Source organism: Nocardioides sp. InS609-2, from assembly GCF_023208195.1.
Lineage (GTDB): Bacteria > Actinomycetota > Actinomycetes > Propionibacteriales > Nocardioidaceae > Nocardioides.
The window spans coordinates 2,064,307-2,085,924 of the sequence record NZ_CP060034.1 but is presented as its reverse complement, the minus strand read 5'-3'; the positions used below and the strand labels follow the sequence as shown (position 1 = coordinate 2,085,924).

At 71.0% G+C, this 21,618-nt stretch carries 19 protein-coding genes and 1 tRNA gene; 12 read left to right on the top strand and 8 right to left on the bottom strand.

Going from position 1 to position 21,618, the window contains the following annotated elements:
• Nucleotides 1-19: 19 nt before the first annotated feature.
• Nucleotides 20-1,477, bottom strand: coding sequence for an MFS transporter (locus tag H4Q84_RS10930; RefSeq protein WP_248583413.1), 1,458 nt, complete (start codon nucleotides 1,475-1,477; stop codon nucleotides 20-22).
• Between the two features lie 120 nt (nucleotides 1,478-1,597).
• On the opposite strand from H4Q84_RS10930, the gene H4Q84_RS10925 reads away from it, so the two are divergent.
• Genes H4Q84_RS10925 through H4Q84_RS10915 form a run of 3 tightly spaced genes read left to right on the top strand, consistent with a single transcriptional unit; the run spans nucleotide 1,598 to nucleotide 5,267 of the window.
• Nucleotides 1,598-2,146 carry a TetR/AcrR family transcriptional regulator gene (locus H4Q84_RS10925; RefSeq protein ID WP_248583412.1) on the top strand — a complete coding sequence of 183 codons (549 nt, stop codon included), beginning with the start codon at nucleotides 1,598-1,600 and terminating at the stop codon, nucleotides 2,144-2,146.
• 42 nt (nucleotides 2,147-2,188) lie between these two features.
• On the top strand, nucleotides 2,189-4,459 hold the full coding sequence (purL, locus tag H4Q84_RS10920; protein WP_248583411.1) for a phosphoribosylformylglycinamidine synthase subunit PurL: 2,271 nt from the start codon (nucleotides 2,189-2,191) through the stop codon (nucleotides 4,457-4,459).
• Between the two features lie 4 nt (nucleotides 4,460-4,463).
• Complete coding sequence (locus H4Q84_RS10915; RefSeq protein ID WP_248583410.1) at nucleotides 4,464-5,267, top strand: alpha/beta hydrolase; 804 nt, start codon at nucleotides 4,464-4,466, stop codon at nucleotides 5,265-5,267.
• 21 nt (nucleotides 5,268-5,288) lie between these two features.
• On the opposite strand, the gene H4Q84_RS10910 is transcribed toward H4Q84_RS10915, so the two are convergent.
• Entirely contained in the window at nucleotides 5,289-6,527 is a 1,239-nt protein-coding gene (locus tag H4Q84_RS10910; protein ID WP_248583409.1) for an MFS transporter, read from the bottom strand.
• A 190-nt stretch (nucleotides 6,528-6,717) separates the two neighbouring features.
• Here H4Q84_RS10910 and H4Q84_RS10905 point away from each other — a divergent pair, with 190 nt between their 5' ends.
• Genes H4Q84_RS10905 through H4Q84_RS10895 form a run of 3 tightly spaced genes read left to right on the top strand, consistent with a single transcriptional unit; the run spans nucleotide 6,718 to nucleotide 9,244 of the window.
• The gene (locus tag H4Q84_RS10905; RefSeq protein WP_248583408.1) at nucleotides 6,718-7,053 is read left to right on the top strand and encodes a sterol carrier family protein; all 336 of its coding nucleotides are present in this window, start codon (nucleotides 6,718-6,720) and stop codon (nucleotides 7,051-7,053) included.
• Between the two features lie 10 nt (nucleotides 7,054-7,063).
• Nucleotides 7,064-7,846, top strand: coding sequence for a GNAT family N-acetyltransferase (locus tag H4Q84_RS10900; RefSeq protein ID WP_248583407.1), 783 nt, complete (start codon nucleotides 7,064-7,066; stop codon nucleotides 7,844-7,846).
• A 48-nt stretch (nucleotides 7,847-7,894) separates the two neighbouring features.
• Nucleotides 7,895-9,244: a dipeptidase gene (locus H4Q84_RS10895; RefSeq protein WP_248583406.1), complete on the top strand. Its 1,350-nt coding sequence runs from the start codon at nucleotides 7,895-7,897 to the stop codon at nucleotides 9,242-9,244.
• 3 nt (nucleotides 9,245-9,247) lie between these two features.
• Here the strand turns inward: H4Q84_RS10895 and H4Q84_RS10890 are convergent, their stop codons facing one another.
• Complete coding sequence (locus H4Q84_RS10890; protein ID WP_248583405.1) at nucleotides 9,248-11,008, bottom strand: HAMP domain-containing sensor histidine kinase; 1,761 nt, start codon at nucleotides 11,006-11,008, stop codon at nucleotides 9,248-9,250.
• A 220-nt stretch (nucleotides 11,009-11,228) separates the two neighbouring features.
• Between H4Q84_RS10890 and purF the strand changes: the two genes are divergently transcribed.
• From purF to H4Q84_RS10875, 3 genes are all read left to right on the top strand, one after another.
• On the top strand, nucleotides 11,229-12,755 hold the full coding sequence (purF, locus tag H4Q84_RS10885) for an amidophosphoribosyltransferase (RefSeq protein WP_248583404.1): 1,527 nt from the start codon (nucleotides 11,229-11,231) through the stop codon (nucleotides 12,753-12,755).
• 11 nt (nucleotides 12,756-12,766) lie between these two features.
• Nucleotides 12,767-13,834, top strand: coding sequence for a phosphoribosylformylglycinamidine cyclo-ligase (gene purM, locus H4Q84_RS10880; protein ID WP_248583403.1), 1,068 nt, complete (start codon nucleotides 12,767-12,769; stop codon nucleotides 13,832-13,834).
• A gap of 167 nt (nucleotides 13,835-14,001) precedes the next feature.
• Nucleotides 14,002-14,187, top strand: a complete 186-nt coding sequence (locus tag H4Q84_RS10875; RefSeq protein ID WP_248583402.1) for a DUF3073 domain-containing protein — start codon at nucleotides 14,002-14,004, stop codon at nucleotides 14,185-14,187.
• A gap of 71 nt (nucleotides 14,188-14,258) precedes the next feature.
• On the opposite strand, the gene H4Q84_RS10870 is transcribed toward H4Q84_RS10875, so the two are convergent.
• From H4Q84_RS10870 to H4Q84_RS10850, 5 genes are all read right to left on the bottom strand, one after another.
• Complete coding sequence (locus H4Q84_RS10870; RefSeq protein ID WP_248583401.1) at nucleotides 14,259-15,347, bottom strand: Glu/Leu/Phe/Val dehydrogenase dimerization domain-containing protein; 1,089 nt, start codon at nucleotides 15,345-15,347, stop codon at nucleotides 14,259-14,261.
• A 97-nt stretch (nucleotides 15,348-15,444) separates the two neighbouring features.
• Entirely contained in the window at nucleotides 15,445-16,761 is a 1,317-nt protein-coding gene (locus H4Q84_RS10865; RefSeq protein WP_248583400.1) for a hypothetical protein, read from the bottom strand.
• 99 nt (nucleotides 16,762-16,860) lie between these two features.
• Nucleotides 16,861-16,934, bottom strand: a tRNA-Phe gene (locus tag H4Q84_RS10860).
• Nucleotides 16,925-17,752, bottom strand: a complete 828-nt coding sequence (locus H4Q84_RS10855) for a sulfite exporter TauE/SafE family protein (protein WP_248583399.1) — start codon at nucleotides 17,750-17,752, stop codon at nucleotides 16,925-16,927. Before H4Q84_RS10855 ends, H4Q84_RS10860 begins: the two co-directional genes overlap by 10 nt.
• Nucleotides 17,749-18,483 (bottom strand): FCD domain-containing protein, encoded by a 735-nt coding sequence (locus H4Q84_RS10850; protein ID WP_248583398.1) that lies wholly within the window; start codon nucleotides 18,481-18,483, stop codon nucleotides 17,749-17,751. Before H4Q84_RS10850 ends, H4Q84_RS10855 begins: the two co-directional genes overlap by 4 nt.
• Before the next feature lie 104 nt (nucleotides 18,484-18,587).
• On the opposite strand from H4Q84_RS10850, the gene H4Q84_RS10845 reads away from it, so the two are divergent.
• Genes H4Q84_RS10845 through H4Q84_RS10835 form a run of 3 tightly spaced genes read left to right on the top strand, consistent with a single transcriptional unit; the run spans nucleotide 18,588 to nucleotide 21,596 of the window.
• Entirely contained in the window at nucleotides 18,588-18,983 is a 396-nt protein-coding gene (locus H4Q84_RS10845; protein ID WP_248583397.1) for a hypothetical protein, read from the top strand.
• Nucleotides 18,984-18,987: 4 nt separating this feature from the next.
• Nucleotides 18,988-20,157 carry a CoA transferase gene (locus tag H4Q84_RS10840; protein WP_248583396.1) on the top strand — a complete coding sequence of 390 codons (1,170 nt, stop codon included), beginning with the start codon at nucleotides 18,988-18,990 and terminating at the stop codon, nucleotides 20,155-20,157.
• On the top strand, nucleotides 20,154-21,596 hold the full coding sequence (locus tag H4Q84_RS10835; RefSeq protein ID WP_248583395.1) for an acetyl-CoA carboxylase carboxyltransferase subunit alpha/beta: 1,443 nt from the start codon (nucleotides 20,154-20,156) through the stop codon (nucleotides 21,594-21,596). Before H4Q84_RS10840 ends, H4Q84_RS10835 begins: the two co-directional genes overlap by 4 nt.
• Nucleotides 21,597-21,618 lie beyond the last annotated feature (22 nt).

The window sequence follows — 21,618 nt, the reverse complement described above, 5'->3', positions numbered from 1 at the left end:
CGGCCGACCATGCGCGAGCTCACGCGGACCCGGCGCGACGGCCGCGGATGAGCGTGAGCGTCGCCACCAGGGCCAGGACGGCGAAGGTCGCGGAGGTGAGGAACGCCCCCTGGGCGCCCGGCAGGAACTGACCGGGCACCGACCCCGCGGCGTACACGGAGACCACCACGGCGAGGCCGATCGCGCCACCGAGCTGCTGGAACGTCTGCAGCAGGCCGGAGGCCGACCCGGCGTGCTCCGGCTCGACGCCACCGAGCGCCGTGGCGGTGAGCGGCATGAAGACCAGGCCGGCCGAGAGCCCGTTGAGCAGCATCGGCCCGAAGACACCGTCGATGTAGCCGTCGCCCGCGGCGACGGTGCTGAGCCAGGCAAAGCTGGCGGCCAGTCCGAGCGTCCCCGTGACGATCATCGGCGTGGCTCCGAGGCGCCCCAGCAGCCTGGGGGTCACCCGTGACATCCCGAAGATGCCCAGGGTCAGCGGCAGGAAGGCCAGGCCGGTCGCCATCGGACCGAAGCCCAGCTCACCCTCGATGAGCTGTACCGCGAGGAAGAACATCGACAGCTGGCCGCCGACGACCAGGGCCATGACGGCGAGTGCGCCGACCCGCGGCCGGCTGCGGAGCAGCTCGGGGCGCAGCATCGGGTGCGGAACCCGTCGTTCGGTCACGGCCAGTACGGCGAGTGCGGCCGCGCCGACCGCCAGCCCGAGGATCGTGCGCGCGGAGGTCCAGCCCTGCTCCGGCGCGCCGATGAGCGACCAGACGATCGCGACCGCGCCGAGCGTCGCCGTACCGGCGCCCACCAGGTCGAAGCGACCCGGACGACGGGCGGTCTCGTCGAGGAACCGTCGCGTCAGGAGCAGCACGGCCAGCCCGATCGGCACGTTGATGATGAGGGTCCAGCGCCACGAGCCGACGTCGGTGAGGAACCCGCCGAGGAGGAGGCCGAGGGACATGCCTCCGGAGGAGACGGCGCCGAAGAGAGCCAGTGCGCGGTTGCGGGCCGCCTCGTCGGGCGCGCTGGTGGTGAGCAGGGCGAGCACACCGGGCGCGGCCAGTGCGGCGCCGACCCCCTGGGCCGCCCGGCTCATGACGAGCATGTCGGCGGACTGGGCGAGGCCGCCCATGAACGAGGCGGCGGTGAAGATGGCGATGCCGGCCTCGAACATCCGGCGCCGGCCGAAGACGTCGCCGAGCCGGCCGCCGAGGAGCAGCAGGCCGCCGAAGGCCAGCGTGTAGGCGTTGAGCACCCAGGACAACGACGCCGGCCCGAAGGACAGGTCGGCCGCGATGTGCGGCAGTGCGACATTCACGACCGTGGCGTCGAGGATCAGCATCAGCTGGGCGACCAGCACGATGGCGATGCCGGCGGCAGCCCGGCCGGCGTTGTCGGGGAGCTCGGTGGGGAGCTCGGTGGAGGAGTGGAGGGTGGCCGCACGGGTGGCGCGGTCGGAGGTGGTGACTGTGTCGGTGGACATCGAGGAAGTCCTGTTCTGGCCGGAGAGGCCGAGGTACTGTGTATCCGGAGGATGACTCCGCTTCCTCCAGAATAATACGGAGACGCTCTCCGTTTAGCAAGTGAAAGGCGTGGAGATCTCGTGCGTTCCGACGCGAAGCGCAACTACGACCGCATCGTCGACGTTGCTCGTCAGGTCTTCCGCGAGCAGGGGTACGACGCCTCGCTCGACCTCGTCGCCAAGCGCGCGGGAGTCGGCGCCGGCACCCTCTACCGCCACTTCCCGACCCGCGATGCCCTGCTCGATGCGATCATGCAGAGTTGGGTCGACCGGGTGGAGGTGGCGGCCGAGAAGGCCGTCGCCCACGAGGGGTCGCCGCGCGACGTACTGCTGACGTGGTTCGACGAGTACGTCGTACTGATCAGCCTGCACAAGGGTGGGCCGGCCAAGATCACCTCGGCGATGGGCGACCCGGACTCCCCGATCCGCACCAAGTGCGAGGTGCTGCGCGGCGCCGGTGAGCGCGTGATCAGCCGCCTGCAGGACGAGGGCGCGCTGCGCGAGGGAGTCGACTCCCTGAAGGTGGCGCGGCTCGTGGGCGGCATCGCCGCGGTCGCCGACCAGGCCGAGCTCGACCGCTCCGCCGTACGCCCGATGCTCGAGGTCGTCGCCGACGGTCTCCTCCGCTGACGCGGTGGTCGGTGCGGCCCGTCGCGCCGGTAGATTGACCGCGTGCCTGAGACGTCCGTGCCGCACCAGTCCAGCCTCGACACCGTCACCGCCGCAGCAGCCGACCCCGATCGCGAGCAGCCCTGGGCCGACCTGGGGCTGAAGGCCGACGAGTACTCCACGATCCGCGCGATCCTCGGGCGGCGCCCGACCAGCAGCGAGCTGGCGATGTACTCGGTGATGTGGAGCGAGCACTGCTCCTACAAGTCGAGCAAGGTGCACCTCAAGCAGTTCAGCGAGATCCCGCAGGAGACGCCTGTCGGCAAGATGCTCGCGGGCATCGGCGAGAACGCCGGGGTCATCGACATCGGCCAGGGCTACGCCGTCACGTTCAAGGTCGAGAGCCACAACCACCCGTCGTACGTCGAGCCCTACCAGGGCGCGGCGACCGGCGTCGGCGGCATCGTCCGCGACATCCTCGCCATGGGCGCCCGTCCCGTCGCCGTGATGGACCCGCTCCGCTTCGGCCCGCTCGACGCCGACGACACCCACCGGGTGCTGCCCGGGATCGTCGCGGGCGTGGGTGGCTACGGCAACATGCTCGGCCTGCCCAACATCGGCGGGGAGGCCGTCTTCGACGAGTCCTACCTCGGCAACCCACTCGTCAACGCCCTGTGCGTTGGGGTGCTCCGCCACGAGGACCTCCACCTCGCGAAAGCCTCGGGTGCGGGAAACCTTGTGATCATGTACGGCTCTCGCACCGGCGGCGACGGCATCGGAGGCGCTTCGATCCTCGCGTCCATCGAATTCGAGGAAGATGGCCCGGCCAAGCGGCCCAGCGTCCAGGTCGGCGACCCGTTCATGGAGAAGCTGCTCATCGAGTGCACCCTCGAGCTCTTCGCCTCCGGCATCGTCCGCGGCATCCAGGACTTCGGCGCCGCCGGCATCTCCTGTGCCACCTCCGAGCTGGCAAGTGCCGGGGACGGCGGCATGCACGTCGAGCTCGATCTGGTGCCGCTGCGCGACTCCACCCTGGCGCCCGAAGAGATCCTGATGAGCGAGTCCCAGGAGCGGATGATGGCCGTCATCGCTCCGGAGGACGAGCCGAGGTTCATGGCTATCTGCGCCAAGTGGGACGTCGAGGCAGCGACCATCGGCGTGGTCACCGGCGACGGCAGGCTCGTGATCGACTGGCACGGCGAGACGATCGTCGACGTCGACCCCAAGACCGTCGCGCATGAGGGCCCTGTCTACAACCGTCCGTTCGCCCGCCCGTCGTGGCAGGACGCGCTCCAGGCCGACGGTGCCGAGATGCTGGCCCGACCCTCGACCGGGGACGAACTGCGCGAGACCCTGCTCCGCCTCGTCGCCAGCCCCAACCTGTGCGACAAGTCCTGGATCACCGACCAGTTCGACCGCTATGTCCGAGGCAACACCGTGCTCGCCCAGCCGTCCGACAGCGGCATGATCCGCGTCGACGAGGACACCAACCTCGGGGTCGCGGTCTCGACGGACTGCAACGGCCGCTTCGCGAAGCTCGACCCGTACGCCGGCGCGCAGCTGGCGCTCGCCGAGTCCTACCGCAACGTCGCCACCGGGGGAGCGCGGCCGCTCGCGATCTCCGACTGCCTCAACTTCGGCTCGCCCGAGGACCCCGACGTCATGTGGCAGTTCGCCGAGGCCTGCCGCGGTCTCAAGGACGCCTGCCTCGAGCTCGGCATCCCGGTCACCGGCGGCAACGTCAGCCTCTACAACCAGACCGGCGAGACGCCGATCCTCCCCACCCCGGTGGTGGCCGTCCTCGGCGTGATCGACGACGTCACGCGGCGTACGCCGTCGGCCTGGGCTGCCGAGGGCGAGCGCATCTTCCTGCTGGGTCAGAGCCGCGAAGAGCTGTCGGGCTCCGAGTGGGCGCACGTGGTGCACCGCCACCTCGGCGGTCTCCCGCCGGCCGTCGACCTGTCCGCCGAACGGTCGCTGGCCGAGCTGCTGGCCGAGGGAGTCGGTCTGCTCACCAGCGCCCACGACATCTCCGACGGCGGCTTGGCGCAGACGCTGGTCGAGGCCGCGCTGCGTCACGACATCGGCGCGTCGGTGGCACTGCCCGGAGACGCGTTCGTCGACATGTTCGGCGAGTCCACGGCCCGAGTGGTCGTCACGGTGTCCGACGCCGACGCCGACGCGCTCGTCGACCTGGCCAAGCGCCACGGCGTACCCCTCACCCCCCTCGGCCGCACCGGTGGCACCGACCTGTCCATCGAGGACCAGTTCACCGTCCCGCTGGCCGACGTGCGCGAGGCCTGGACCGCCACGCTGCCCGCCGCGCTCGGCTGATGGGGTGCGCCTGTCCCGCCGGACCTTGCTCGCCTCGGTGGGCGTCACCGCGCTCGTCTCGGGTTGCGGCGGCGATGACGTGACGGGCGTCGAGAAGATCACGTACGGCGACGACGCGTCGCAGTTCGGTGAGCTGACCCGTCCCTCGGGCACCTCGCGCGGTGTCGTGGTCGTCATCCACGGCGGGTTCTGGAAGGCGGCGTACGACCTCGACCTGGGCCGGCCGCTGGCGGCCGACCTGGTCCAGCGCGGCTGGACCACCTGGAACATCGAGTACCGCAGGGTCGGCAGCGGCGGCGGGTTCCCGGCCACCTTCGACGACGTGCACACAGCGATCGAGAAGCTGGCCGACGTCGACGTCGACACCGGCCGGGTCGTCACCCTCGGGCACTCGGCCGGCGGCCACCTGGCCACCTGGGCCGCGGCGCGCGGCCGGTTCGACGAGTGGCAGACGACGGTCCCGGTCACCGAGGTCATCTCGCAGGCCGGTGTCCTCGACCTCACGAGCGCCTTCGTCCAGAACCTCGGCGACGGCGCGGTCGGTGCGCTCATGGACGGCCCGCCCGGACCCGACTACGACCTGGGCGACCCCACCCGGCAGATCCCCCTCGACGTACCCGTCTGGTGCGTGCACGGCCGCTCCGACACCGTCGTGCCGCCCGACCAGTCGGTGAAGTACGTCGAGCAGGCCCGCGCGGCCGGGGCGACCGCCGAAGACGTGTCGGTCGACGGCGACCACTTCGTCGTCATCAACCCGAATTCGCCCGCCTGGTCGCGGACCGTGGAGATCCTCGACCAGATCGGGTGAGCGAAGTCGGACGTCCCAGTCTCAGGTCGCCAGCGAGCGGTCGCGCCACTCGCCCGGGCGCGGGACGGAGCGGACCGACCTGCTGGCCGTGAGGTAGGCCGCCAGCAGCAGCGTGGCGACCAGCAGGATCGCGACCGCCCACTCGCCGCCGAAGCGGTTCAGCAACCCGGCGCCCAGGATCGGCGCCAGCGGCATGATCGCGACCGCGAGGAACTGCGCGCTGGCGGCAACCCGGCCCTGCAGCTGGTCCGGCGTCTGGGAGAGCCGGTAGGCGCCGATGCCGGCATTGCCGATCGGGTTGAGGAACAGGAAGAAGAACGAGCAGGCGCCGACGGCCAGCGGCGTCGCCCACCAGATCATCGGCACGAGCGGCAGCGCGAGACCCCAGGCCACGAGCACCGTCAGCCGGCCGGTGGGCATCCGGTCGATGACGTACGGCGCAGCGAGGGCGCCGAGGATGCCGCCGATGCCGGCCGCGGTCTCGACCAGGCCGATGTGGGCGGGGTGGAAACCCGCCTGGATCATCCGCAGGAGCACCACGAACATCAGCGCGTTGGTGACCAGGTTGACCAGCGATGCCCACGACATCAGCACCCGGAAGAACGGCCGGGCCAGGACGAAGCCGATGCCCTCGCCGATGTCGGAGAGGACCCTGGTGCGGGCAGTTCGCGGGGGAGCCGACAGGTCGGTGCGGATGCGGCTCAGCGTCAGGCAGGAGATCGCGAAGGTGATCGCGTCGAACGCGAACGGCAGCCACCGGGTCAGCGAGAAGAGCGCGCCGCCGAGCGGCCCGCCGAGCAGCGAGGCCACGTGTCGTCTGGCCTGGTTCTGGCTGAGCGCGGTGGGCAGGTCGTCGGTGGTGACGACCGAGCGGATCGCGGACATCTGAGCCGGCCCGAACACACCGGCGGATGCCCCGGTCAGCAGACCGACCACCGCCAGGTGGGGGATCGTGAGGTGGCCGAGCACGCCGGCGACGACCAGGGAGGTGTAGAGAACCGCACCCGAACCGCTCGCGACCAGCATCAGGATGCGCCGGTTGAGCCGGTCGGCCAGCGCGCCGGCGGGCAACAGCACGACTGCTGTGCCGAACAGGTGGGCGGCCTCGACCCAGGCCGCGACGAGAACCGATCCCGACAGCGCGTAGGCAATCAGCGGGAAGACGAAGATGGAGACGCGACTGCCGAGCTGGCTGATCGTCTCGCCGATCCACAAGACGGTGAAGTCCCGGTTGCTGGCGAGACTGCGGAACCCGGGCACGACCTACCGCCCCGCATGCTGCGGCGTGGGCTGGCGCCGGCGCCCCGGCGGCAGCCACAAGTGACCAGACTCGGTCATGAGGCCCTCCCGAGACACCCGATACTGGAGTGGTGAGTGAAACACCAACCACCTCGCTGGGCAAGCCCGGTGCGCTGCCCTGTGGATTGTCAGATGCACGAGGCGACTCCTGATGCCGCCCCGCTTGCGCAGGCTCGACGAGACCGACCTGGCGGCGGCCCTGGCAGACCACGACGTACGCGCGTTGACCAAGCACTTCATGGCGGTGCTTTCCGAGCGCGCGCCGGGGCGCTCGGTCGAGGTCCGGGTGCCGCCGTACGCCGCGGTGCAGGTTGTCGAGGGCATCCGGCACACCCGGGGCACACCGCCCGCCGTCGTCGAGATGGACGCCGAGACCTGGCTGGCGCTGGCGGTCGGTGAGCTGACGTGGGCGGCGGCCGAAGAGTCCGGCCGGGTCCGGGCCAGCGGCGAGCGGGCCGACCTCACGCCGTACCTCCCCCTTGCATGAAGATGGACACATGCAGCTGCGCTCCCTGGCCTTCCGGACCGACCTCCGCCTCCTCGAGCTCGCGGGCAGCGAGATCGACGACCGGGGCACCCACCTGGTGGTCCGTACGCCCGCGAACCCGACGTACTTCTGGGGCAACTTCCTGTTCCTGGCCCGGCCGCCGTTCCCGGGTGGCGCCCGTGAGGTGCTGGCCGCCTTCGACGCGGAGTTCCCCAAGGCTCACCACCGCGCGGTCGGCATCGACGGCACGGAGCCGCACGACGTGGCGGAGTTCGTCGCCGCCGGAATGACCGCTGACATCGGCGTGGCCATGACGGCCTCGTCGGTCCTCGAGCCCGCCCGCCCGGCCGGGAGTGCGACGTACCGACCGCTGGCGACCGACGAGGACTGGGAGCAGCGCATCGCCCTGACCGTCGCGACCAACCCCGGCGACCACCCTGATCGGCTCGCCGCGTTCGCGCGCGGCAAGGTCGAGCAGGAGAAGTCCCTGACAGAGCAGGGATACGGCGCCCGCTGGGGCGCCTTCGAGCAGGACACCCTCGTGTCCACGGCAGGCCTCTTCCGCACCGACGACACGACCGCCCGGTTCCAGTCCGTCGAGACGCACCCCGACGCGCGTCGTCGCGGGTATGCCGGCACTCTCGTGCACCGGCTGGCCACGCACGGGCTCTCCGACCTCGGAGCATCGACGCTCGTCATGGTCGCGGACCCCGAGGACGATGCCATCCGCATCTACCGGGCGCTCGGGTTCGAGGTCACCGAACACGTCACCGAGCTGTCGCAGACCCGCTGACCACCCCAGCAGGTGGGGGGCTTGGGACCCAGGTCCTAGGGTGACGCCATGGCATTGAGTGACAGCGAGATCCGCGACCGTGTCCAGTCCGTGCTGCCGGGCATCCGCAGTGATCTGGAAGACCTGGTCCGCATCCAGTCGGTGAGTGCCGACCCCGCCCGAGCGGGCGAGGTCCAGCGCAGTGCCGAGGCCGTCAAGGCACTCTTCGAGGCCGAAGGATTCACGGCCACGATCACCACCGCCGACGGCGGCGCCCCGGCCGTCATCGCGCACAAGGCCGGGCCCGAGGGTGCACCGACCGTGCTCCTCTACGCCCACCACGACGTGCAGCCCGAGAACGACCACGCCGACTGGGACTCGCCGCCGTGGGAGCCCACCGAGCGCGACGGCCGGCTCTTCGCGCGTGGTGCCGCCGACGACAAGGCCGGCATCGCCGCCCACCTTGCCGCGGCCCGCATCTTCGGCGACGACCTGCCGGTCAACGTCGTCATGTTCATCGAGGGCGAGGAGGAGGTCGGCTCCGACACCCTCGTGCCGCTGCTGCGCCAGCACCACGACGAGCTCGCCGCCGACGTCATCGTCATCGCCGACTCCGGCAACTGGGACATCGGCGTCCCGGCACTGACCACCAGCCTGCGCGGGCTGGTCCGTGTCGACATCGAGGTCCGCACCCTGGCCCACGCCGTGCACTCCGGCATGTGGGGCGGCCTCGTGCCCGACGCGATCATCGCCCTCTCACGGGTGATCGCCAGCCTGCACGACGACCGCGGCAACGTCGCGGTCGCCGGTCTGAAGTCCAGCCCGGCCGCCGACGTGGTCTATCCGGAGGAGCGCCTGCGCGCCGAGTCCGGCGCCGTGCCCGGCATCGAGTGGATCGGCGACGGCAGCGCCGTCGAGCGTCTCTGGACCAAGCCCTCGCTCTCCATCACCGGCCTCGACGCCCCCAAGGTCGAGGGCGCCAGCAACACCCTCGTGCCCGCTGCCCGGGCCAAGATCAGCCTGCGCGTCGCCCCCGGCGACACCACCGCCAACGCCCTCGACTGCCTCCGCAAGCACGTCGAGAGCCACCTCCCGTGGGGCGCCGAGCTCACCTTTACGGTCGTCGACACCGGCGAGGCGACCAGCATCAACGCCCAGGGACCGGCGTACGACGCGGCGCGCGCCGCGTTCGCCACCGCCTGGGACGGCACCGAGCCGATCGACATGGGCGTCGGTGGCTCGATCCCGTTCATCGCGGAGTTCCTCGAGGCGTTCCCGCAGGCGAGTGTGCTCGTCACGGGCGTCGAGGACCCCGACACCCGGGCGCACGGTGCCAACGAAGGACTCCACCTCGCGGAGTTCGAGCGCGTGATCCTGGCCGAGGCCCTGCTCCTGCAGAACCTCGCCGCCGGCGCCTGAGACTCAGACCGGGACGCTCGCAGCCGGGAGGATCACCCGGAACGTCGTGCCCTTGCCGAGGTCGGACTCGACCTCGATCCGACCGGAGTGCCGGGTGACGATGCGCTGCACGATTGTCAGACCGAGGCCGGTGCCCGGAAGGGCGACCGCCTCGGGGTTGGTGGACCGGAAGAACTCCTCGAAGAGGTGCTCCTGGTCGTGGGTGGAGATGCCCATGCCCTCGTCGGACACCGTGAAGATGACGTCGCGACCCCGACGATCGACGGTGATGGTGATGGCCCGGCCGTCGGGGGTGTACTTGACGGCGTTGCTGATCAGGTTGCTGCACACCTGGTCGAGGTCGCTGGTGTCGCCGAGGGCGACGACCGGCCTGGTGGGCGGGTCGTAGCTGATCGCCAGGCCCTTGCGGCTGGCGGTGAGCGAGATCAGGTCGAGGGCTTCGTCGACGAGCCGGCCCATCTCGACCGGCGCCGCGATGAGGGCGTTGTTGGGGTCGCCGACCTTGGCGAGCGTGAGCATGTCCTCGATGACCCGCTCCATGCGCATCGCGCCGCGCTCGATCGAGCCGACCGATCGCTGCGCCATCGGGGGCACGTCGGTGGCGGCCTCGAGCATCTCGACGTGGCCGAGGATCGAGGTGAGGGGGTTCTTGAGCTCGTGGGCGACCGTCGCGATCAGCTGGCTCTTGTAGGTGTCGAGCTCCCGCAGCTCGGAGACGAGCTGCTGCTCGCGCTCGAAGTTGCGGGCATTGAGCAGGGCGCGGCCCAGGTCGTGGGCGATGTCGAGCGCCGTCGAGGTCTCAACGGGCGTCCACTCGACGTCGGTGCCGCGCCGGGTGAGCACCAGGTTGCCGAGGCACTCCGGGCCGGCGCCGAGCGGCACGAACAGCATCGAGGTCACGCCGAGGGTGTCTAGGAACTCGAAGATCAGCTCACGCTGCCCGGCGGTGACGATCGCGGGAGCGGGCCGGTCGCGGGCGATGATGGTGACTTCCTGCGCCTTCCACAGCAGCCCGGCCGCGGCCCGGCCGATGCGCACCAGCTCGGCGGGCATCTGGGCGTCGGTGCCGGCGTTGGAGTAGAGGGCGCCGCGGCCCTCGCCGTCCTCGTCGAAGGTCTGGATCCACAGGCCGATCACGCCGAGGCCAGAGGTGATCGCCGACTGGGAGACCTCCATGATCCGGTCGACCGTCATCTCCGAGCTGACGTCGCGCACGATGTTGCGGGCCGCGGTCGCGAGTCTGACCTGCTCCTCGAGCCGGCGGCGCGCCACCTCGGTGAGTACGGCGCGGCCGGCCTGGGCGGCGTACTTGTTGAGCACCGCGCGCTTGGCCTCGTCGGGGCGGCGACCGTCCTCGGGCACGTCCATGGAGAGCGTGCCCAGCATCCGACCGCTCTCGTCGTACAGGGGCGCGATCAGCAGGTCCATCGGGTCCCAGGCGTCGGGACCCTCGCCGACCTCGATGTCGGGGATCCAGGAAGTGACGTCCTCCTCGTCGGCGACGCGATCGGCCGGGACGAAACGCAGCATCCCCCAGGTGTCGGCGCGCTCGATCTCCATCTGGATCGACCTGACGCTCTGCCGGAGGCCGAGCAGCTGCTCGCGGGCCTCGTCGTTGCCTGCGACGGCCACGGTCTCGAGCTTGTCGTCCTCCTCGCGCAGGACGTTGATGACGGCCACGCCGAAGCCGACCAGGTCGACGACCCCCTCGGCGATCAGCTGAAGGGCGTCGTGAACCACCGGCGCGGTGCGGCCGTCGCTCATGTGTCCCCCAAGTGTCCCCGTAGGCTCGGATGCGCCCCCTGCGCAAGTCCGACCCACCCCGAACTTCGGCCAGTCTAGGCGGGTTGAGAGATGAACGACGCGTTATCCACAGAAGTCGCTCAGCCGACCCGGACTGGTACAGAACATCCTGCCGCGTCCAGCCTCCGGTCGTACGCCGCCTCGATGAGGCCTTGGCGCCCGCGCCCCCTAGACTCGGGGCGTGCCGCAGTCCAGCAGACGCAAGGGCGGCGACGGCCGCCTCACCGATGCCGTCGATCCTCACGACCAGGGACCCCAGGACGCCTGCGGGGTGTTCGGAGTCTGGGCCCCGGGTGAGGATGCCGCCAACCTCACCTTCTTCGGCCTCTACGCGCTCCAGCACCGTGGCCAGGAGTCGGCCGGGATCGCCGTGAGCAACGGTCGCCAGATCCTGGTCTACAAGGACATGGGTCTGGTCTCGCAGGTTTTCGACGAGTCGACGCTGGCGTCGCTCAAGGGCCACGTGGCGATCGGGCACACCCGCTACTCCACGACCGGCGCCTCGACCTGGCAGAACGCCCAGCCGACGTTCCACCCGACCCAGGACGGCTCGATCGCGCTTGCCCACAACGGCAACCTGATCAACACCGCCGAGCTGGCCGAGCTGGCCGCCGTCGAGTCGTACGACGACGAGCTCGACCTCCACGTCCGGATGGACGCCGCGCCCACCAACGACACCGCGATCGTCACCGCGCTGCTGGCCCGCCACCCCGACACCTCGCTCGAGGAGCGTGCGGTCGAGGTGCTGGCCAAGGTGACCGGTGCGTTCTCGTTCGTCTGGATGAACGAGGACACCCTCTTCGCCGCGCGTGACCCGCAGGGTGTTCGCCCACTCGTGCTCGGCCGCCTCGAGCGCGGCTGGGTGGTCGCCAGCGAGGACGCCGCCCTGGCCACGATCGGCGCCAGCCGCGTCCGCGAGGTCGAGCCCGGCGAGATGCTCGTCATCAACGAGAACGGCCTGGTCTCCCGGCGCTTCGCCGAGGCCGACCCCAAGGGCTGTGTCTTCGAGTTCGTCTACTTGGCCCGCCCCGACGCCAAGATCAGCGGTCGCAGCGTGCACGAGGCGCGCGTCGAGATGGGCCGCCAGCTCGCCCGCGAGTTCCCGGTCGACGCCGACCTCGTCATGCCGGTGCCCGAGTCGGGCACGCCCGCCGCCACCGGGTACGCAGAGGAGAGCGGCATCCCGTTCGGCCTCGGGTTCGTCAAGAACTCCTACGTCGGCCGCACCTTCATCCAGCCCAGCCAGACCTTGCGTCAGCTCGGCATCCGGCTGAAGCTGAACGCCCTCGACCACATGATCCGAGGCCGTCGCGTCGTGGTCGTCGACGACTCGATCGTGCGCGGCAACACCCAGCGCGCCCAGGTCCGGATGCTGCGGGAGGCCGGCGCGGCCGAGGTGCACGTGCGGATCTCCTCGCCGCCGGTCAAGTGGCCGTGCTTCTACGGCATCGACTTCGCGACCCGCGCCGAGCTGATCGCCAACGGTCTGGCCATCGAGGAGATCCGGGAGAGCATCGGCGCCGACTCCCTGGGCTACATCTCGCTCGAGGGCATGGTCGAGGCGACCGGGCAGGCCACCGAGCGGCTGTGCAAGGCCTGCTTCACCGGCGACTACCCGATCCCGCTGCCCGACGAGTCGAAGCTGGGCAAGCACCTGCTCGAGTCGTCGATGACGTCCGCGCAGCTGCCCGTCCTCAACAACCCGTGACAGGAGCACCTGTGAGCTCTTCAGGTAACGCGTACGCCGAGGCAGGCGTCTCCATCGAGGCGGCCGACACCGCCATCGAGCTGATGAAGGGCTGGATCGAAAAGGCCCGTCGCCCCGAGATGATCGGCGGCCTGGGCGGCTTCGCCGGGCTCTTCGACGCCGCTGCCCTCACCCGCTACAAGCACCCGCTGCTCGCCACCTCCACCGACGGCGTCGGCACCAAGGTCGCCATCGCGCAGGCCATGGACCAGCACGACACGATCGGGTTCGACCTGGTCGGCATGGTCGTGGACGACCTCGTCGTGTGCGGCGCCGAGCCGCTCTTCATGACCGACTACATCGCCACCGGCCGGGTCGTGCCCGAGCGCATCGCCGCCATCGTCAAGGGCATCGCCGAGGCCTGTGTCGTGGCCGGCTGCGCGCTGATCGGTGGAGAGACCGCCGAGCACCCCGGACTCCTCGAGCCCGACGAGTACGACGTCGCCGGCGCCGCCACGGGCGTCGTGGAGGCCGACCGGCTCCTCGGTCCGGCGCGGGTCCGCCCGGGAGACGTCGTACTCGCGATGGAGTCGAGCGGCCTGCACTCCAACGGCTACTCCCTCGTGCGGCACGTGCTGCTCGAGAAGGCCGGCTGGGCCCTCGACCGCGACGTGCCCGAGTTGGGCCGCGCGCTGGGCGACGAGCTGCTCGTGCCGACTCGCATCTACGCCAAGGCGTGCCTCGACCTGGCCGACCACACCGCCGTGCACGCGATGTCCCACGTCACCGGTGGCGGGCTGGCGGCCAACCTGGAGCGGGTGCTGCCCCTCGAGCTGACCGCGACCGTCGACCGCGGCACCTGGACGCCGCAGCCGATCTTCGACGTGGTGCGCGAGGTGGGGTCCGTCTCGCGGGCCGACCTGGAGGCAACGCTCAACTGCGGCGTCGGCATGATCGCCCTGATCACGCCCGATGACGTCGACAAGGCGGTCGAGGTGCTGGCCGGCCACGGCATCCGGGCATGGGCTGCTGGAGAGGTTGCCGGCGCCTCCGACGACACCGCCGGCCGCGTCGTACTCACGGGCGATCACCCGGCCTGAGTCGCCGGGATGTTCGCTGCTGGAGAAATCTGGCAATCCGGAGGACGAAACGACTGCCTCGGTGTGCGGGAACACCCAGGCAGCAGGTAGCGTTGTGCCCACGAGAAAACTTTGGAACAGCCCGGGAGCCATGGTTGCCCCGGCCGACTTGCGAGGGGGCTGACCCTATGGGGCGCGGCCGAGCTAAAGCCAAGCAGACGAAGGTCGCACGCGACCTGAAGTACCGCACGCACGAGACGGACTTCGGGGCACTTGCCAGTGAGCTACATGGCGACAGCGGCAAAGAAGAGCAGGTCGATCCCGAGGTGCTCGAGAAGTGGTCCGACGTCATCGAGCCCTCGCGCCGCGACTGACCTCGCACCCGCAAGTCCGACGGCTCCACCGGTTCGCCCGGTGAAGCCGTCTCGACTTGTCGGCCGAGCAGTCAGCCGTTGAGCCAGATCCCGCGCAGGCGACCGACGTCGCGCATGCGGCGCTCGGCGAGGCGGTCGGCCGCGATTGCCGGCGGCACACTGTCGGTGCGAGCCAGCTCGAACACGGCCCGCGTGGTGTCGAAGATGCCCGTGGCGCGGTGTTCGGCGCGCTCGAACGAGAAGCCTTCGAGCTCGTCGGCGACCTGGATCACGCCGCCGGAGTTCACGCAGTAGTCGGGGGCGTAGAGGATGCCACGGTCCTCGAGTGACTTCTCGACGCCGGGGTGCGCGAGCTGGTTGTTGGCGGCGCCGCAGACGATCTTCGCGCTGAGCACGTCGACGACCTCGTCGGTGAGCGCGCCACCGAGTGCGCAGGGCGCATAGACATCGAGCGGGCTCGCGACCAGCTCCTCGGTGGAGCCGACGACCTGCACCTGCGGGTACTCGTCACGGATCCGGTCCAGCGACGGCGCGTGCACGTCGGTGACGATCACGGTGGCGCCGTCCTCGATGAGGTGCCGCACCAGGTGGCGGCCGACCTTGCCGACGCCGGCCACGCCGACAGTGCGGCCACCCAGCGTGGGCTCGCCCCAGACGACCTCTGCGGCGGCGCGCATGCCCTGGTAGGTGCCATAAGCCGTGAGCACGGAGCTGTCGCCCGCGCCGCCGTGGGCGACGGTGCGGCCCGTGACGAAGGAGCACTCGCGGGCGATGTGGTCCATGTCCTCACTGAAGGTGCCGACGTCGCAGGCGGTGTAGTAGCGACCGTTGAGCGACTGCACGAAGCGGCCGTAGGCACGCAGCAGCGCCTCGGACTTGAGGGTGCGGGGGTCGCCGATGATGACAGCCTTGCCGCCGCCGAGGTCGAGTCCGGCGAGCGCGTTCTTGTAGGACATCCCGCGCGAGAGGTTGAGGACGTCGGTGACCGCCTCGGCCGTGGAGGAGTAGGGGTAGAACCGGGTGCCGCCGAGGGCGGGACCCAGGGCCGTCGAGTGGATGGCCACGATCGCCTTCAGGCCGCTGGCGGGGTCGTTGGCGAAGACGACCTGCTCGTGCTCACTGCCTTGCTCGAAGACGTCTCCGGACGCGGTGACGGACATGCGCGGTGCCTCTCTCTGGGTGTCAGCCACGGGGGGTGGTGTGGCTTTCAGGGGTGCCACGGGGTGATGTGGCGCTCCTCGCCAGCGTATCCACCCCTCACCGTCGCTCGCGCATCACCACGAGGTCGCCGTGCGTGCCGTAGCCAGGCAGGCGCCCACCGCTACGGGTCGCGTTGAACGTCGCCATCAGCCAGCCATCGTCTAGGTGCACGAGGGTTGGCCACGGGATGTTGGTGGGGTACGGCGCGGTCAGCGCGCCGATCTCGGTGAGGTCGAGGTCGAAGACCGGGAACTGCTCGCGCTGCCCGCGCTTCCCGTCTCGCCCGTCGCTGGCGAAGACCCGCCAGTGCCCGTCCTCCAGGCGCAGCAGGGTCACGCCCTCGGTGGCCCGCCGATCCATGGTCGCCGACTTCAGGGCCAGGTCGTCGAGCGACGGGCCGGTCGCCAGCGCCGGGTGGAAGCGGAAGAACTTGCGGGCCGACGCGAACCCGACGTGCCACGTCTCGTCGATCCGCACCAGGTGCGGGTCCCACTGGCCGCGGGAGCGCAACCCCTCGAGCGGCAGGTCCAGCGTCGTCGTGTCGAGCACGTGCCGGCCGGCCGTCAGGTCGGCTTCGGTGCGGGCGAGGGTGATGCCGACCGCGGGTCTGCGACGGTCGAAGTCGCCCCAGGTGCTGGTGGCCACCAGCCACCCGTCACCGTCACGCACCAGGTGCGTCGCGTGGTCGCCGTACACGCCGCGGACGGTGGGGCGACGGAAGAACAGGTGCGCGCGGTGCTCGAGCGTCAGGGTCTTCGGCTCGAGACGCCAGACGCCGGTGTGGGCTGTGTCGAAGAAGCCGGGGCCGGCATGGGTTGCGGTCAGCCACACCCAGCCGTCCGGTGAGTACGGCGTGCCGTCGGCGCAGGTGACCACGCGGGTGTCGCGCAGCCCGAGCTGACCGAAGTCGCCGTGCTCGCCCGAGCCGCCGTCGTACTCCACGGTCAGGGAGGCCAGCCACGCCTCGTCGCGGGTGTCGACCAGCTCGAGCAGGCCGACCCGGCCGCGCACGACCCACTCAGCGCCGTCTCGTGACCAGACGGTGAGGTGGATGCCGGTGAGGGTGAGTGCGATGGCGTCGGGCCGCGTGGGCAGCGTGCCCATCCGCCGGCTGCGATGCGTGCTCTCGACGCCCGCGGCCGTGCGGACCGAAAGGCCGATCGCGCCGTCGGCGTAGCTGCCGGCCAGCCGCACGCCGTCGCTCGCCACCATCGTGATCCCGGCGGACTCCGCCTCGAGCACCAGCGTCGCCGCGACGTACGGCGCGACGGCGTCGAGCGGGTGCGGACCGGCGCCCGCGTCGGGGGTGCGCGAACCCGGAGCGATCAGGTCGATCGGGCGCAGCCGCGCCACGATCTCGAACGGGGGGAGCACTCGCGCATCCTCTCGGTCCGCTTCGGTCCGCGTCGAGTCGGGCCCCCGGACCAGACGAAAGCGCCCGGTCGGGACGTGACCGGGCGCTTCGTGTGCTTGTGGCCAGGGGCGGGGTCGAACCGCCGACCTTCCACTTTTCAGGCGGACGCTCGTACCGACTGAGCTACCTGGCCAAGCGGGGGAAACCATACACGGGGCGGACCGGCCGAAGAAAAACGCCGAACGGCTCAGACGAGCATGATGACGGCGGCCGTGACACCGGCCAGCACGGTGAGCACGCGCAACACCGTCGCGGGGATCTTCCGACCGAGGTGCGATCCCACGTAGCCGCCGATGCGGAGCCCATCGCGAGCAGCACGACCGCCCGCCAGTCGACGTCGGCGAGGAACACGAAGATCACGCTGGCCACCACGTTGGCCGCCATCACGGCGAGCGTCTTGAGGGCGTTGAGGATGCGCATCTCGATGTCGAGTCCGAGCCCCAGCACGGCCATCGCCATCACTCCCGAGCCGGCGCCGAAGTAGCCGCCGTACACGCCGGTCAGGGTGGCGAAGAACGTGGTGACCGGCGACATCCGGGTGCGAGGCTCGGGCGCCTCGCCCCCGTGGCGGGACCGTACCCAGCCGGAGATGCTCGGCTGCGTGCCGACGAGCAGGCAGGTGAAGAGGATCAGCCAGGGCACGACGGCCTCGAAGACCCCGGGCGGCAGGGCCAGCAGCAGGAACGCGCCCGCAACCGCACCCGAGCCGCACGTCACCAGGACCGCAAGAGTGACGCGTGGGTGCTCGCCCAGCTCCTCGCGGTAGCCGAAGGAGCCGCTGAGTGCGCCCGGGGTGAGGCCCATCGTGTTGGAGGCGTTGGCGACGACGGGAGGCAGGCCGACGGCGACCAGGATCGGGAAGCTCAGCAGCGAGGCGACGCCGACAGTGGAGGTGAGCACCCCGGCGCCCAGCCCCGCAGCGAGGACGACCAGCTGCTCCAGGCCGGTCACCGCTGGTCGTCGCGCAGGACGGCCACGTCGCTGACCATCTCGACGTGCTCGTGCATGGCCGTCGCGGCGCCCGCCGCGTCGCCGGCGGCGATCGCGTCGGCAACGGCACGGTGGCCGGCGAGGGAGTCGCGTGGCCGCCCGGGTTGCGAGAGCGACTCGATGCGCGACTCCTTGATCAGGTCGCCGATCTCGTCCATCAGCCTCGCGAGCAGGCGGGAGTGGGCCGCGGCGGTGACGGCCCCGTGGAAGCGCTCGTCACCCTCGACGCCGCGCCCTCCGGCCCCGACGTCTTCCTCCATCACCTGGAGTGCGTCATTGATGCGGGCCAGGTCCTCGTCGGTACGGCGTACGGCGGCCAGCGCGGCGATCTTGGTCTCGAGCGCGTCGCGGGTCTCGATGATCTCGGGCAGCCGGTCGGCATGCGCGCGGATCGCGTCGGCGATGCGGGACGCGCCGGGGGAGCCAGTCACCACGGTGCCGTCGCCGTGGCGGACGGCCACGACGCCGATCACCTCGAGGGCGACCAGGGCCTGGCTGAGCGTCGCGCGGCTCACCCCGAGCCGGGAGGCGAGCTCGCGCTCGGGGGGCAGCCGGTCGCCCGTGGTCAGCCCGTTCTGGGAGATCCACGTGGTGATCTGCTCGGCCACCTGCTCGTAAAGGCGCGTGCGCATCAGGCGGACCGGGAACTCTCGCGAGGAGCCGGTCTCCGGGGGGCGTGGTGCATCCGACATTCGGCCAGCCTATTGACCAGTGGGCAATTGTCCTATTGGCTAGGCCACTGCGCCAACTGCGATGGCAGTCACCGATCTGCGGCTCCGGAATGAGAGGCACACCGATGGGACCGGAGTGGGTAGCGATCCTCGCGCTCGTCGTGCTCCTGGTCGCCGGTGTCAGCACCTACGCGACGATCCTCACCGCTGCGGGCTCCCCTGAGTTCGTGGGCAAGTGGGCGGCCGGCCTGGGCGCGATCGCCATCGGCGCACTGATCCTCTGCTACCCCCTGATCGCGGACGGCGGCATCAGTGCGGGGCTGTTCGTCGCGGCGCTCGCCGTGTCGTTGACCATCGTCGACGTCAGTCCCTTCTCGACCAACGGCGCGCTGATGCTGGCCAACAAGCCCGACTCCATCAGCGAGCCGGTCTACGACAAGCAGATCCTGACCGACGGCGTGATCGTCACGCTCGCCGGTCCCCTCCTCGTGTGGGCGGCCCTCGTGCTGCCGGAATGGTGACTCAATGACCGGTCCGCTCTCCGACGTCCTCGTCGTCGACCTCTCCCGCGCGCTGGCCGGCCCGCACGCCACGATGATGCTGGGCGACCTCGGAGCGCGCGTGATCAAGGTCGAGACGCCCAGCGGCGGCGACGACACCCGTGGCTGGGGACCGCCGTTCGTGGGCGAGCCCGACGCGCGCCAGTCGACGTACTTCCTCTCGACCAACCGCAACAAGGAGTCGATCGCGCTCGACCTCAAGAACGACGACGACCGAGCGCTGCTGCTGCGGCTCGTCGACCGCGCCGACGTGCTGGTCGAGAACTTCCGCACCGGCGTGCTCGAGCGGCTCGGCCTCGGCATCGAGAGCCTGCAGGAGCGCAACCCGCGCCTGGTCGTGCTGTCGATCACCGGCTTCGGCCACGACGGCCCCGAGGGTGGCCGCGCCGGCTACGACCAGATCGCCCAGGGCGAGGCAGGGCTGATGTCGCTGACCGGCTCGGGTCCCGACGACCCCCAGCGCGTCGGCGTACCCATCGCCGACCTGCTCTCCGGCATGTACGGCGCGTACGGCGTCGTCGCGGCGCTGAACGAACGGCATCGCACCGGCAGGGGCACGGTCGTGCGTACGTCGCTGCTGGCCTCGGTCGTGGGCGTGCACGCCTTCCAGGGCACCCGGTGGACCGTGGCCGGCGAGGTCGGCCGGGCGGCGGGCAACCACCACCCGTCGATCGCGCCGTACGGCCTCTTCCGCTGCCGCGACGGCTCGGTGCAGATCGCGCTCGGCAGCGAGAGCCTGTGGCGCCGCTTCTGCGCAGGCTTCGAGCTCGACCCCGAGGCCGAGGGCCTGGCCACCAACGCCGAGCGGGTCGGCGCCCGCGCCCGCGTCATCGAGATCATCGAGGGCGCCTTCGCCGAGTGGGACAGCGAGGCGTTGCTGGCCCGGCTGGCGGAGGTCGGCGTACCCGCCGGCAAGGTGCGCAACCTCGACGAGGTCTACGCGTGGGACCAGACGGTGAGCCAGGGCCTGCTGGTCGACGTCGAGCACAGCACGCTCGGCCCGATCACCCTGCCCGGCCCCCCGCTGCGGTTCTTCGCCGCCGACGGCGACGAGGTCACCCGGCGAGACCACCTGGCTCCGCCGGTGCTCGACCAGCACGGCGGCTCCGTCCGCGCCTGGCTGGAGGAGTCGTGACGGCGACCGCTCGTGAGCTGCTCGGGCTGGTGCTCGACGACGGCTCCTTCGAGTCATGGGACGAGCTGATCGACATCAGCGGGCACCCGGAGACCTACCGCGCGACGCTCGAGCGCGCCGCCGAGAAGGCCGGCACCGACGAGTCGGTGATCACCGGGCGCGGGCTGATGCACGGCCGTCCGGTTGCCGTGGTGGCCAACGAGTTCGGCTTCCTCGCCGGCTCGATCGGTCGCGCCGCCGCCGACCGCATCACCGCCGCTGTACGACGCGCCACGGCCGAAGGTCTGCCGGTGCTGGCCACCACGGCCTCGGGTGGCACCCGCATGCAGGAGGGCACGCCGGCCTTCGTACAGATGATCGAGATATCCCGGGCCCTGATGGCCCACCGGTCGGCCGGCCTGCCGTACCTCGTCTACCTCCGCAACCCCACGATGGGTGGCGTCTTCGCCTCCTGGGGCTCGCTCGCGCACGTCACCGTCGCCGAGCCCGGGGCGCTGGTGGGCTTCCTCGGTCCGAAGGTCTACGAGGCGCTCAACGGCGAGCCGTTCCCGAGCGACGTGCAGACCGCCGAGAACCTTGCTGCGCGTGGGGTCATCGATGCCGTCGTGGCCGCCGAGGACCTGCCAGAGCTCGTAGACCGGGCGCTTGCGGTGCTGGTCGACGCCCCCGATGAGCCGACGCTGCCGCGTCGTACGGGCGAGGTCGGTGACGAGGGCTCCGCGTGGGAAGCGATCCAGCGCACGCGGGCCGAGGGTCGTGTGAGCGTGCGCGACCTGTTGCGCCGCGCTGGCTCGCGCACCCTGAGGCTCGCCGGCACTGACGAGGGCGAGCGCGACGAGACGTTGATCGTGGCGCTGACGAGGCTCGACGGCCAGCCCTGTGTCATCGTCGGGCAGGACCGCACTCGCCAGACTCCGGAGACGCCGATGGGCCCCGGTGCCCTGCGTGAGGCGCGGCGCGGGATGCGGCTGGCCGAGGAGCTCCGGCTCCCGCTGGTCACGGTCATCGACACGCCGGGGGCCGCGCTGTCGCAACACGCAGAGGAGCGCGCCATCGCCGGCGAGATCGCCCGCTGTATCGCCGAACTGGTCACTATGACCGTGCCGACGCTGGCCGTCGTACTCGGGCAGGGCTGTGGGGGAGGAGCCTTGGCGCTACTTCCCGGCCAGACCGTCATCGCCGCCGAGAACGCCTGGCTCTCGCCGCTGCCGCCCGAGGGTGCGAGCGCGATCGTGCACCGGGGCGACACCAGCCATGCGGCTGAGATGTCGGAGCAGCAGGAGGTGCGTGCGGTCGACCTCTACCGCTCCGGCACGGTGCACCACGTGGTGCCCGAGGTGGAGGGCGAGTCGGCCGAGCAGCTGGCCCTCGCCGTGGCGGCCGAGTGCGCCGTCCGACTGCACGAGATGACCACGGCGGCAGGGCCTCGGGGAGCCTGACATTTGTTGGCTCACCGGACCC